Raw genomic sequence first — 14,827 nt, forward strand, 5'->3', positions numbered from 1 at the left:
ATATCCATTATTCGCTTCTCAAACTTTTTACCGGGTTCATCAACGCTGCTTTAATGGCCTGCACGCTAACAGTTGCAAGGGCTATTAATATAACAAGGCCTCCGGATAGCGCAAATATCCACCATTGTATGGTGGTACGATAGGCAAAACCCTGTAACCAGCTATTTAGGGCATACCAGGCAACAGGCGATGCAATGAGCATGGCAATTATTATCAAAACCAAAAACTCCGATGAAAGCAACCCGAATATGGAGGCTGCACTGGCACCAAGTACTTTTCGTACCCCTATCTCTTTAATACGTTGCTCGGCAGTAAACATAGCCAATCCCAGTAACCCAAGGCACGAGATAAATATTGCAAGAAACGCAAATATGTTTGACAGCCGGCCTACAATCTGTTCGCTTTTATATAGTTTTTGGTATTGCTCATCAGAAAAATTGTAGTTGAAAGGAAAGTTTGGGTTTAGTATCTTAGATAATTTGGAAATACCCGCCAATGCTTCTTTTGTTTTGCCGGGCTGTGTGCGAATTAAAATATCGCCCCCATCCAGTTTGCCCTTAACCAGGTGAATAATCAACGGCAAAATTTGCTTATGCAGCGACTGGAAGTGAAAGTCTTTCACCAGCCCTATAATCTTTCCCTTACGCCCCCACATGGTAATTGATTTACCAACCGGATTTGTAAAACCTAACTTTTGCTGCGTTACCTGGTTAATGATAAAGTTATTGGAGTCGGTAGGATAATTATCAGAAAAATCGCGCCCGGCTAACATTTTCAGCTTCATGGTAGATACAAAATTGTAGCCAACCGCTATGTTCGGAAAAGCGACGGTGTTGTTAGGGTCTTTTCCATCCCAGGTTACACTAATAGTACTGTTATCAATAAACGTGGGGTTGTTTGATATTTGGCTAACTGATTTAATCTCCGGCAAATTCATCGCCTCGTTTTTAAAAATATCATACTTGCCACCCAGGTCGCCTTCAATAGGGATGTACAGCAGGTTTTCCCTATCGTAGCCCAGGTTCCTGGTTTGGATAAAGTTTACCTGTTTGGATACCACAATGGTGGCGATAATTAATACCGACGAAAGCACAAATTGCATTATAACCAAACCTTTGCGAAACCAAACGGCACCGGCATCGAGCTTTAATGTTCCCTTTAATACCTTTACCGGGTTAAATGACGATAAAAATAAAGCCGGATAACTGCCCGAAACTAAGCCCGTAGTTATTGTTATTATAAAGAGTTTTAGCCAAAAGGAAGCTTCGTTAAAGGGCATGATTATTTGCTTTTGAGTAACCTGGTTAAATACAGGTAATAACACAATGGCTAAAACCAATGCCACTGAAACTGCCAGTACAGTGAGCAACAGCGATTCGCCTATAAACTGCCTGATTAATACCCCGCGCACGGCGCCCATAACCTTTCGTACACCAATTTCCCGCGCCCTTTTTACCGACTGGGCCGTTGTAAGGTTCATGAAATTAATGCAGGCAATAAGCAGCACAAATACAGCAATGATACTAAAAAGCTTTACGTATTCTATACGGCCGCCGGTTATTTTGCCATTTTCAAAGTTGGAGTGCAGATAAACCTGGTCAAAGCGTTGCAAGCCGTACTCAACCCGGTAGCTTTTTTGAAAAGTGCGGTAAGTATCTAAAAAGTGCGTTATTTTTTTGTCGGCTGATGCCGGGTTTGCATCCTTACGTAACATAACAAAGGTTAACGGCCCGCTGTTATCCCATCTTTTTGAGCCGGGATGATCGGCTAAATAGGCGCCCCAATTAATTAAGTAATCAAATTTGCGGGAAGTATTGCCGGGCAGGTCTTTAAATACAGCCGTAACAGTAAAATCTCTTTCATCATCGAACCTGATAGTTTTACCGATAGCCACATCGGGTTGCCCGAAAAACATAACTGCCATTTTTTGGGATATAGCTATGCTCGCCGGCGAATTTAACGCCGTGCCAGCTTCTCCTATTAAAAGTGGATAGCTAAACATTTTAAAGATATCAGCTCCGGCAAAAGTGCCGTTTAGCTTCAATATTTTATTAGCAACCCTAAAAGTATGATTGTCATTTTCATCTTCCATATTGATGGCATATTCAACTTCGGGCAGCGTCTTTTTTAATTCGGCTGCCATTTGGCCCGGCGTGTCGTAGTTGCCATCTATTTTATGATCATAATACTCCTGCTCATAAACCTTATAAAGCCGGTCTCCATTTTGATGATAGGCATCAATGTTGAGCTCATTTTGTACCCACAGCAAAATAAGCAGGCTGCATGCCAGCCCAACCGACAGCCCGGCAATATTGATAAAAGAATGCGCTTTGTTTTTTACAATATTACGCCAGGCTATTTTTAAATAATTCTTAATCATGTTATTTAAAACTTTAAGTTTTTTCGCTTTAGCTGTAATTAACTACTATTCAGATCGCAAACTCTTTACAGGGTTCATCAACGCGGCTTTAATACTTTGATAGCTTACCGTGAGCAACGTTATCATGATAGCCCCTAATGCAGTCGCGCCAAATATCCACCACGACAGCTCGGCGTGGTACTTGTAATCCTTTATCCAGCCTTGCATAAAGTAATAAGCGGTTGGTATAGCTATGATTAATGATACAACAACCAGCACTACAAAATCTATCGACAACAGGCGCCACAGGCCAAATACTGATGCCCCTAATACCTTGCGTACGCCAATTTCTTTGGTGCGCTGCTCGGCCATAAATGATGCCATACCAAACAGGCCCATACAACTAATGAAAATAGCCAGCAGGGTAAAGAAACCAGCCAGTTTACCTATCCGCTCCTCGTTGGCAAACTTTTGAGCATATTGATCATCTGTGAATTTATAATCGAAAGGGCTGGCCGGGTCATACTGTTTAAATACAGCTTCAATTTTACGTAATGCTTCGCTGGCGCTTTTGCCGGTGTTCAGCCTGATATCAACTATCCCGGGAGCATACGGAACCATATAAAATATAGTTGGTTTTACAGGCTCATAGGGTGATGACATAACCATATCCTTCACTACGCCTATAACTTTAAAAGTTTTGTACCATTTAATGGTTTCGCCAACCGGGTGTTTAAAGTTCATAAACTTTACGGCGGCTTCGTTCAATACTATTCCCGATGAATCTGTTAAAACATCCCTTGAAAAATCGCGTCCGTCGGTAAGTTTCCAGCCTGCCGTTTTTCCAAATTCGGGGCTTACGGCAATTGTGCCAAAATCATCCTGCAGATTAGGGTCCTTATCCCTCCAGGTAAGGCCACTATTATTAGAGTATACCCCAGTTAGCGGACTATCAGACTCGGCCATTTCAACTATTGCTCCAGACTGCACCAGGTCATTCCTTACTGCCGTAAAGTGCTGGTGAATGGCATCCGTTTTCATTTCTATTTGTATAAGGCCTGTTCGGTCATAACCTATTGGTCTGTTCTTGGTGAATTGCACCTGCCTGAAAACAATAATAGTACCTATGATTAAAGTAACGGAAACTGTAAACTGTAAAACCACCAGTACTTTACGGGGTAATGCAGCCATTCGCCCGGCCTTAAATGTTCCTTTTAAAACTTTCACCGGCTTAAATGATGACAGGTAAAAAGCAGGATAGCTACCCGCTATGAGCCCTGTTATGAGGCTAAAACCAATTCCCAGTATCCAAAACATCGGGTTGGCCCATAATACCTGCATGGTTTTATTGGCTACCTGGTTAAACCAGGGCAAAATGAGTTGTACAAGAACTATGGAAAACAGGAAGGCAAATGCCGAGATCAGTACCGACTCTACCAAAAACTGACCAATAAGCTGGCCTCGCAACGATCCTACCGTTTTACGTATACCCACTTCTTTGGCCCGTTTTTCTGACCGGGCCGTGCTTAGGTTCATGAAATTGATGCAAGCCAGCAATAATACGAATACACCAATAATGCCAAACATCCATACAAATTGTATAGCCCCCCCGGTATTAATACCATTTTTAAATTCCGAATATAAATGCCATTTGCTTATCGGGTGCAAAAACACTGTTGGCTTAAAAGATAAACCCAGCTTATTGCCCTCTGCGGTAAAAGCATTTAGTTTCAAATCTTTTATCCTGGCCGATACCTTGTTTATATCTGCATTGGGGCTTAGCTGTGCAAATAGCTGCCATGAATTATTGCCCCATTGTGTAATGTTTGTTTTTACATGAGTAGTCATGTATAAATCCCACGGTGCAATAAATGCCACTTCAGCTAAGCTGTTATTATGCGGCAGATCTTCGTAAACGCCGGTAACCTTAACGTTCCATTTATTGTCGATCTTTAAGGCTTTAAACATGGGATCTGTGTCACCAAAAAGTGCTTTAGCCAGTGATGCAGATAGAATGATAGACGATGGATCTTTTAGACCGGATCGTGTGCCTTTAATCATTTTTAAACTGAACACGTCGGGTGCTTCGGCCTGCATATAATTTCCCTGTTGGGTTAGTTTTTTATCACCGAATGCTATGATGTGTGCGTATGTCCAGGTAGATAGTACTACATACTTAAAATCATTCTGATAGTCATCCCGCAGTTTATAACCCAACGGCATAGGTATATCGGATTGTGTGCCTACACTGCCATTAAAGGTTTGGTGCTGCATAACCTGTACCAGGCGGTCATAGTTTTTAAAGTACCTGTCGTATGACAGCTCGTCCCATATCCACAAGCCAATAAGCATAGCCACTGCCATACCAACTGATAGGCCGGTTATATTAATAAAAGTATGCGCCCTGTTACGCGTAAGGTTTCGCCAGGCGATTTTGATATAATTCTTGAACATGTTGTACGTTTTAAGTTGTACGTGATACGTTTTTATTTTACTAATGACCAATGACAGCGTAGCGAAATGACCAATGACTAATTCCGTCTTGCCTCTATTCCGACCGAAGGCTTTTTACCGGGTTCATCAACGCGGCTTTAATACTTTGGTAGCTAACAGTAAGCAGGGTAATTGTGATAGAACCGATAGCCGTGGCCCCAAAAATCCACCAGGAAAGTTCGGCGTGGTATTTGTAATCCTTTATCCAACCTTGCATAAAGTAGTAAGCTGTTGGTATAGCTATCAGTAATGATATAGAAACAAGCACTACAAAATCTATCGACATTAAGCGCCACAGGCCAAATACTGATGCCCCTAATACCTTGCGTACCCCAATTTCTTTGGTGCGCTGCTCGGCCATAAAAGATGCCATACCGAACAACCCCATACAACTGATAAAGATGGCCAGCAGGGTAAAGAAACCGGCCAGTTTACCTACACGTTCTTCGTTGGCAAATTTTTGGGCGTACTCTTCGTCGGTGAATTTGTATTCAAAGGGGCTGCCGGGGGCATATTGTTTCCAGGCGGCCTCGATTTTACCAAGGGTTTCATGCGGGCTCACTTTAGGGTTAATGCGGATATTAATGAGGCCGCCGCTGTTTTTTGTAAGATAGAAAACGGTTGGCTGTATTGGCTCGTAAGGCGATGACATCACCATATCCTTTACTACACCAATGATCTGGAATTTTTTATACCATTCCAGCGTTTCGCCTACCGGGTTTTTCAAATGCATAAATTTAACAGCAGCCTCGTTTACAACCATGGCTGATGAATCGGCTAAGTTGTTTTTGTCAAAATCGCGGCCATCTAATACTTTCCACTGAGCTGTTTTGCCAAATTCTGCGCTTATGGATATCGTACCAAAATCATCCTGAAGAGTTGGGTCTTTATCGCGCCATTTAAAGCCGCTGTTGTCAGAGTATATATCCGTTAGCGGGCTGTCAGATTCAGACATGTCAACGATAGCGCCCGACTGGATCAGGTCGTTTCGTACCGCATCGAAATGATTATGGATCTCGTCGGTACGCATATCAACCTGGATCAGCCCGGTACGATCATAGCCTACCGGCCGGTTCTTGGTATACTGCACCTGCCTGAAAACAATGATGGTACCGATAATGAGGGTAACTGAAACAGTGAACTGTAATACTACCAATATTTTACGCGGCAGGGCAGCAAAGCGGCCCGCCTTGAAGGTGCCCTTTAGCACTTTTACAGGCTGGAATGACGACAGGTAAAACGCCGGATAGCTGCCTGCTATGATACCTGTAAAAATACTAAAGCCAATACCCATAATCCAGAACAGGGGATTAAACCATAGTATAGTAACGGTTTTATCGGCAACCTGGTTAAACCACGGTAATATCAGCTGCACCAAAACTAACGACAGGAAGAAGGCGAAAATGGTTATCAGCATCGATTCCATAAAAAACTGCCCAATGAGCTGGCTACGCAGCGAACCAACTGTTTTGCGGATGCCTACTTCCTTGGCCCGTTTCTCGCTGCGGGCGGTGCTCAGGTTCATGAAATTAATACAAGCCAGTAGCAATACAAATACGCCGATAAGGCCAAACATCCAAACAAATTTAATATCGCCGCCCGTATTGATGCCGTTTTTAAACTCCGAGTATAAGTGCCATTTACTCATGGGATGTAGAAAAATAGCGGCCTTAAAGGTTAAGCCAATTTTGTCGTTATTAAGCTTTAACCCCTCCATTTTCAGGTTTTTTATTTTGGCAGATACCCTGTCCGGATCGGCATTAGGTTGTAGTTGGGCAAACAATTGCCAGGAGTTATTGCCCCAGGTTGTGCGCGCCTGTTTCAGGTAAGGCTGCGTTGTCATAAACAAGTCCCACGGTGCAATAAAGCCAAGTTCTTTAAAGCTGGTATTATGGGGCAAATCCTCATACACCCCTGTCACCTTTACGTTCCATTTATTATCTATTTTTATAGACTTAAACATAGGGTCGGCATTACCAAAAATGGCTTTTGCCAATGATGCCGAAAGTATGATAGACGATTGATCTTTTAATGCCGAACGTGTCCCCTTCAGCATTTTAAGGGTAAGCAGATCAGGTGCTTCGGCCTGCATATAGGAGCCCGCGTAGGATAATTTTTTTTCGCCCGATGCAATTATATGCTTAAAATTCCAGGTAGATAATACCACATATTTAAAGTCGCTGTTATATTCATCCCTTAACTTATAACCCAGTGGCAGGGGAATAGAGTTTTGCGTCCCAACTTCGCCGTTAAAGGTTTGGTGCTGCATTACCCGCACAATTCGGTCGTAGTTATCATGATACTTATCGTATGATAGCTCGTTCCAGATCCAAAGGCCTATCAGCACAGCTACAGCCATACCAACCGATAAGCCGGTAACATTTATAAAAGTGTGCGCCTTATTTTTAATAAGATTTCGCCACGCGATTTTGATATAATTCTTGAACATGTGGTACGTTTTAAGTTATACGTAATACGTTTTTAATTTTAACCTTTTTTCAATGACTAATGACAGCGCAGCGAAATGACTAACGACTATTCAGATCTCAGGCTTTTAACCGGGTTCGTCAGTGCTGCTTTGATGGCCTGGAAACTTACTGTAATTAATGTAATGGCAATAGCCCCGGTACCCGATAATGCAAATATCCACCAGGTTATTGGCGACCTGTACTGGTATTGATGAAGCCAGCCGTTCATAAAATAATAAGCCACGGGGATTGCAATAAGTAATGATATAACTACCAGCAACACAAACTCGGTTGATAATAAGCGCCACAGGTTTGCTACGGATGCTCCCAATACTTTGCGTACGCCAATCTCTTTCACCCGTTGTTCGGCAACAAATGATGCAAGGCCAAACAGGCCAAGGCAACTGATAAAGATAGCCAGCACAGCAAACACCGTTGCCAGGTTGCCTATGCGTTGTTCGTCGCTAAATTTGCGGGCGTACTCATCATCATTAAACTTAAACTGAAATGGGCTGCCGGGGTTGTATTTTTTAAACACGGGCTCAATTTTACCCAACGCTTCGCGCATGGGCATTTTAGCGTTTATGTGCAAGGTGATGACGTTACCCCAAGTCGGGTTCATATGAAAAACGGTAGCGACGGTAGGTTTGTACGGTGATTCCATTACCATATCTTTTACCACACCGGTTATAACGTGGTTTTTACCTGCCCAATGCATAATTTTGCCAATGGGGTTTTTAAGTCCGCTTAGCTTTACTGCCGATTCGTTTAAGATAAACGCCCCTGTATCAGTAGGAAAACTTCTTGAAAAATCGCGGCCTTCAATTATCTTCCAGCCAACGGTTTTACCATAATCATAAGTTACGGCTATTGTACCAAATGTTGGATCGAAGCCCGTGGCTTTGCCAGCCCAATCGAAGCCACCGTTGTTTGACCATACCTGGGTTGTTGAACTGTTTGATTCTGCCATGTCGGCCACCGCCCCGGTTTGGATCAGGTCGTTCCGCATGGCTTCATAATGGCCATAAATTTCGGGCGTGTTCATATCAATCGTAATTAACCCCTCGCGTGTATAGCCAATAGGTCTGCTGCGTGCAAATTGAATTTGCCTGAAAACGATAATGGTGCCGATAATGAGCACAATAGATACCGTGAACTGTACAACTACTAAAACCTTACGCGGCAACGAAGCAAAGCGCCCAACACGAAAAGTCCCTTTTAATACCTTAATTGGTTCAAAGGCCGAAAGGTAAAATGCCGGATAGCTTCCTGCTATAATTCCGGTAAAAAAAGTAAAGCTCAAAGATGCTGCCCAAAACCAGGGATTAGTAAAAGGCATAGCAATTTGCTTATCGGCAATGTTATTAAAATAGGGCAAAGCAACTAAAACCAAAACAAGCGTAATCACCAAAGCTAAAAATGCAAACATCAGCGATTCGCTCAAAAACTGCTTTATCAGTTGCGAGCGGACGGAACCTATCGCTTTACGGATGCCCACTTCTCTCGCCCGTTTTTCGCTCCGGGCGGTGCTTAGGTTCATGAAATTGATACAGGCCAACAGCAATACAAACGTACCGATGATGCCGAACAGCCACACCAACTCAATGCGGCCGCCAACTGCTTTGCCGTTTTTGAAATCGCTGTACAGGTGCCATTTGGCCATGGGATGTATTTGCATTACCTCGTCGTTCATTTTGAAATGAGGCTTGGTAATATTCCTGATCTTTGCTGATACTTTGGCAAAATCGGCATGCTCATTCATCAAAGCAAATAAATGGCAGCCATGGTTATCCCAGGCAGTACTTTGCGTATTCCACCAGTTTGCCGGGTTGCTCCAGGGTAACATAAATTTAGTTGGATAAAAGCTGGTATTATAAGGCAAATCCTGGTAAACTCCGGCTACCTTCATATCGGTTTTGTTATCAATCCTTACTACCTTATTTATGGGGTCGGCGTTGCCGAACAGGGCGATAGCTACAGATTGTGACAGTACAAAAGATGAAGGATCGTTAAAATTGGCGTAACTACCTTTTATCATTCTTAATGAAAGTATAGCAGGCAAATCGGGCTCGGCCCACATCCCGTTTTGTGATATTTTTTTATCGCCAACGGCTAAAATATGTGTGCCCTCCCAGGTAAGCGCGGTTAGCTTAAAATCACCCGCGTATTTGGTACGCAGTTCGGCGCTAAGGGGCACCACGGTCGACCCGAATGTGACTGTCTCGCCGTTGGCCGTTTGGGTGGTCATCAGTTGGGCTATGTGGTTATAGTTTTGATGATACTTATCAAACGATAACTCATCCCATATCCAAAGCCCTATCACCATAGCCACCGCCATGCCCACAGATAATCCGGCTACATTAATAAATGTATGCACCTTGTTTTTGGCGATGTTTCGCCATGCGATTTTGAGGTAATTCCTGAACATGTTGTACGTTTTAAGTTGTACGTGATACGTTTTTTAACTCAACTAATGACCAATGACAGCGCAGCGAAATGACTAATGACTAATTCTGTCGTGATTCTTGACTCTTAATTCTTGGTTCTATTCCGATCTCAAGCTCTTTATAGGATTAACCAACGCTGCTTTTATGGCCTGGAAACTTACGGTTACCATGGCTATTACAATGATAATACCACCCGTTATGGCAAATATCCACCAATGCATGGGCGTTTGGTAAGCAAAATCACGCAGCCAGGCGCTCATGGCGTACCAGGATACCGGCAGGGCGATAAACAGCGAAATAACAACCAGCAGCAAAAACTCTGACGATAGCAGGGTAAACAATGAAGCCGCACTTGCACCCAATACCTTGCGGATGCCTATTTCTTTGATGCGTTGCTCGGCAGTAAATATAGCTAAGCCCAACAGGCCAAGGCACGATATAAATATAGCCAGGAACGCAAACGCGTTTGAAAGTTTGGTTACTATCTGTTCGTTTTGGTAAAGCTTTTGGTATTCGTCGTCGCTGAAGGTGTAGCTGAACGGGAATGCGGGATTAATTTGCTTAGCCAGGGTTGCCAAACTGGCTAATGCATCGCGGGTTTTGCCGGGCTGGGTTTTAACCAGGATATTACCATAGCCTTCCTGCTCGCCATACCTGATAATCAGCGGCTGGATCTGCTCATGCAGTGATGCAAAATGAAAATCTTTTAATACGCCGATGATTTGCCCCTTTTTGCCCCAAAAGGTTAAAGGCTTACCTATAGGATCGGCATATTTTAATCTTTTTAAAGCTGTTTCATTAATGAGGTATCCTACCGAATCGGTACCGTAAGCCTTCGAAAAATCGCGGCCCGCAGCCATTTTAAGTTTCATGGTTTTTACAAAATCGTACCCTACCGATACCTGTGTAAACTGGATTTGCACGTTATGATCTTTGCCTACCCAATCAACATCGCTGGTGCCGTTATCGAGCCCCGTTGGTGTAGCCGTGATCCGGCTTATTGACTTGATGCCCGGCATTTGCAAAGCTTCATCTTTAAAAGCCTGGTATTTATGAATCAGTTCGCCATTCATCGGGACGTAAATAAGATTTTCGCGATCAAAGCCCAGGTTTTTTGATTGCACATAATCCATTTGCTTGGATATCACAATGGTAGCGGTAATCATGACTACCGACAGGAAAAACTGGAATACCACCAGTCCTTTACGGAACATAGTTGTACCGGTATCTAACTTCAATGTTCCTTTTAAAACGTTTACCGGGTTAAAAGATGATAAAAACAAAGCCGGGTAGCTGCCTGATATAAAGCCGGTAACTAAAGTGATGGCTACTAATTTTAACCAGAAGCCAGGCTGATGAAATGGCAACGCTATCTCTTTTTGTGTAATGCTGTTAAACACCGGCAGCAGCAATACCAATAATAATAATGAAACCATCACAGCCAGCGTAGTTACCAGCATAGATTCGCCTATAAACTGTTTGATTAGCACCGAACGCACCGCACCGACAACTTTGCGCACGCCAATTTCACGGGCACGCTTAACTGAGCGGGCTGTTGTAAGGTTCATGAAGTTGATGCAGGCTATCAGCAAAATAAAAATAGCCACAATGGTAAACAGGCGCACGTATTCAATACGGCCTCCTTTAAATTCGCCGTTTTCGAAATTGTTATGCAGGTATCCATCTTTAAATGGTTGCATGCCTAACTCTTCAGTAAATGTGCCTTTCTTTTGGTTTTTATTCAGGTTGTCTAAAAAGTGGGTGAGTTTTTTTTCTACTAAAGCCGGGTTGGCATCAGGCCGCAACATAATAACGGTTGAAGGGCCGTTGTTGCCCCAGATTTTTGCCCAATCGTTATCTGCTAAAAATGCATCCCAGTTCATAATAAAATCGTACTGCTGCGAAGAAGTTTTGGGCAGGTCGTGGTAAACGCCGGTTACTTTAAAATCCTTCCGATTTTCATAGCGGATGGTTTTGCCAATAGCCGCATGCGCGTTGCCAAAAAAAGCTTTTGCCATTTTATTGGAGATGGCCATGCTGACCGGCGTATTTAAAGCCGTTTGCACGTTGCCCTCCAGTAGAGGGATGGTAAACATTTTAAAAACGTCGGCACCTCCATTAACCCCGCCCATTTTCAGGATTTTATCGCCAACACGGAACGTGCTTTCGCCGCCGTAGGAAATTCCTGTTGATGCCTCAATTTCGGGAATTTGCTTTTTAAGCTCATCGGGCAACAAGCCAGGGGTGTTATATTGGCCAACAACCTTATTATCATAGTACTGGCGTTCATAAACGGAAAATAAACGGCTGCTGTTTTTGTGATAAGCATCCATCTCCAGTTCGTTTTGCACCCATAGTAAGATCAATAAACTACAAGCCAACCCTACAGAAAGTCCCGCAATATTTATAAACGCATGTGCCTTATTCCTGATAAGGTTTCGCCATGCGATTTTTAGATAATTCCTTAACATATGTTAGTTCATTGGTTTTAGTTCACTGGTTCATTGGTCTTGTCTGTTGGCTTACGCCACCAGTATGAACAATGCTTCTCTCTTGATTCTTGACTCTTAATTCTTTTTTATTCCGCTTTTAAGCTTTTCACCGGGTTCATTAGTGCTGCTTTTATAGCCTGGAAACTTACGGTAAACAGGGCCACTATTACTGCCAATACACCGGCCAGGGCAAACATCCACCAGCTAATGGTTACGCGGTATTCAAAATCCTGCAGCCATTTGCTCATGCCCCACCAGGCCAAAGGTGTGGCTATTACAAAGGCGATGATCACCAGCTTTAAAAAATCTGTCGATAGCAATTGTACTATGCCGGTTACGCTTGCGCCTAATACTTTACGGATGCCTATCTCTTTGCTGCGTTGCTCGGCACTAAAAGCTGCCAGGCCGAAGAGGCCAAGACATGATATCACAATAGCTACCGTCGTAAATGAATTGATGATTTGCGATAGCATGATCTCGGTTTCGTATTGTTTTTGAACCTCGGTATCCAGGAAAGTATATTCGAATGGCACCTCGGGGAAATCTTTACGCCAAACTGCCGATATTTTATCAAGCAGCGCTTTATAATTACTACTGCCTACCGATACCAGCATGCAATTAAAATAGCCGGGATCGTTTTGGTAAACCATCATAAAGGGCCGTACCTCGCTGTGCAGGGAATTGTAATTAAAGTTTTTCATTACGCCCGCTATCTCAACAAAGGTGGCAGGTTTGCCATCATATTGGGAGTACAGCCTGGTGCCGGGTGCTTTTTGCACATCCAGGCCAAGGCGTTTGGCCAAAGTTTCATTGATCAATACGCGGTTGGTATCGTTCAGCCTGAAATCGCGGCCGCTTATTAAGTTTACGCCATTGGCTTTTACAAAATGTTCGTCGGTATTAATGTTTTGGGCATCAACAGCGGCAGCCATGTTGCCACCTTCCAGGAAAACGCCGTGATCATGCGGTACAAATTGCCCTAAATAGTTATCCGCATTATTTACCGCTCTTACTTCTGATAGTTCCTTCAGATCATTAGTAAAAGCAGCCATTTTTTTCTGCGACGCTTCGGTGTAAAAATTGAAGATTAGCTTTTGATTTTTATCAAAGCCAAGATCTTTATTCTTGATGTAGTTTAGTTGGCTATAGATAACAATGATACCTGTAGCCAAAACTATAGATAAAACAAATTGGAAAACAACCAGCGATTTACGAATGCCGGTTGCCGAAACCTGGTTGGTAAAATTCCCCTTGATCACTTTAATTGCTTCGAAAGCCGACAGGTAAAATGCAGGATAGCTGCCCGCCACCAAACCGGTAACCGCTATAAGGCTTAACAGCATTATCCAGATTTTGTAATTGCTAAAAAAAGCTAATTGGATATCGGCCCTGGTAACCTGGTTAAGGTAAGGCATCAGTAAGATGAGCAGCGGCAATGCAATGGCAACACCCATAAATGCCAGCAGGAACGATTCGCCTAAAAACTGTTTGATCAAATCGCCTTTGCCTGCGCCTATCACTTTGCGTACACCAACTTCCTTGGCGCGTTTTGAGGCGCGGGCGGTAGATAGGTTCATAAAATTGATACAGGCAATTACCTGGATCATCACCGCTATTAATATCAACAGGAATAAAAACTTTGGATCGAGTGTTTTGCTCAGTTCGTTTTCGAACCCCGGTGTGGTGTGAATGCTGTTTACCGGCTGCAGGTGTAGTACCTTTTTCATGCCGATAGCTTTTAGCTGTTGGGCCGCATATTTATTCAAAAATTCGGGCAGCTTTTTCTCCAAAGCCGCCGCACTGGCATCGGGTCTTAATTTGATGTAGGCATACAGGAAGTTATTACCGGCCCAGGCATCATTCCTCCGCACCGATTCGCCAAACCCACCGCTGTTCATCGCTATGTACATATTGCCATGAATGTGCGATTTGCCCAGGCTTTCGTTAACCACACCCATAACCTTATAATCGTGTTTGCCGAAGGAATTATCAATAGATATCATTTTGCCAACGGCATTCTCACTGCCAAAAAGCTTATCGGCCACAGGCTTAAACAGCACTATAGAATATGGCTCGGTTAACGCGCTGTTAGCGCTGCCACTCACAAAGTGGTAGCTGAATACGTCGAAAAATGTAGAATCTACAAACAGCGCGTCCTTCTCATAAAACGACTTTTCTTTGTAGCGCAGCAGGTGTTGTTTGGCACCAAACTTTTCGGTGGTTACCACGCGGGTAAATTGCTTTACCTCGGCAAAGTCATTCCGCATAGCCGGGGTTATCGGCGGCGAACTTGCCCCGCTATGGTGTTTATCGCCGGTCAGCTCCAGGTCGGTAGTCACCCGGTAAATATTCTCGACACCCTTATGTTGTTTATCGTAACTATACTGGTCCTGCACATACAACAAAATATACAGGCAACACAAAGTCCCCGTAGCCAGGCCTATAATGTTGATGAAACTAAAGGTTTTGTTTTTTAACAAAAACCTCCACGCTGTTTTTAAATAACTCTTAATCATTGCACTTTAATTTAGCTTAAAGCTAAAGGCATAAGGCCTAAAGCTTTTTTTT

At 43.3% G+C, this 14,827-nt stretch carries 6 protein-coding genes; all 6 read right to left on the reverse strand.

The window, feature by feature from the left end:
- Positions 1 to 7 precede the first annotated feature (7 nt).
- Complete coding sequence (locus ACFGVS_RS23135) at positions 8 to 2,380, reverse strand: ABC transporter permease (RefSeq protein ID WP_439695751.1); 2,373 nt, start codon at positions 2,378 to 2,380, stop codon at positions 8 to 10.
- Positions 2,381 to 2,425: 45 nt separating this feature from the next.
- Positions 2,426 to 4,813: an ABC transporter permease gene (locus tag ACFGVS_RS23140; RefSeq protein WP_439695752.1), complete on the reverse strand. Its 2,388-nt coding sequence runs from the start codon at positions 4,811 to 4,813 to the stop codon at positions 2,426 to 2,428.
- A gap of 94 nt (positions 4,814 to 4,907) precedes the next feature.
- Complete coding sequence (locus ACFGVS_RS23145) at positions 4,908 to 7,301, reverse strand: ABC transporter permease (RefSeq protein ID WP_439695753.1); 2,394 nt, start codon at positions 7,299 to 7,301, stop codon at positions 4,908 to 4,910.
- A gap of 86 nt (positions 7,302 to 7,387) precedes the next feature.
- Positions 7,388 to 9,748 (reverse strand): ABC transporter permease, encoded by a 2,361-nt coding sequence (locus tag ACFGVS_RS23150; RefSeq protein ID WP_439695754.1) that lies wholly within the window; start codon positions 9,746 to 9,748, stop codon positions 7,388 to 7,390.
- A 117-nt stretch (positions 9,749 to 9,865) separates the two neighbouring features.
- Complete coding sequence (locus ACFGVS_RS23155; RefSeq protein ID WP_439695755.1) at positions 9,866 to 12,238, reverse strand: ABC transporter permease; 2,373 nt, start codon at positions 12,236 to 12,238, stop codon at positions 9,866 to 9,868.
- Between the two features lie 107 nt (positions 12,239 to 12,345).
- On the reverse strand, positions 12,346 to 14,775 hold the full coding sequence (locus tag ACFGVS_RS23160) for an ABC transporter permease (protein WP_439695756.1): 2,430 nt from the start codon (positions 14,773 to 14,775) through the stop codon (positions 12,346 to 12,348).
- Positions 14,776 to 14,827 lie beyond the last annotated feature (52 nt).

This window comes from Mucilaginibacter sediminis, from assembly GCF_051903035.1.
Classification (GTDB): Bacteria; Bacteroidota; Bacteroidia; order Sphingobacteriales; family Sphingobacteriaceae; genus Mucilaginibacter.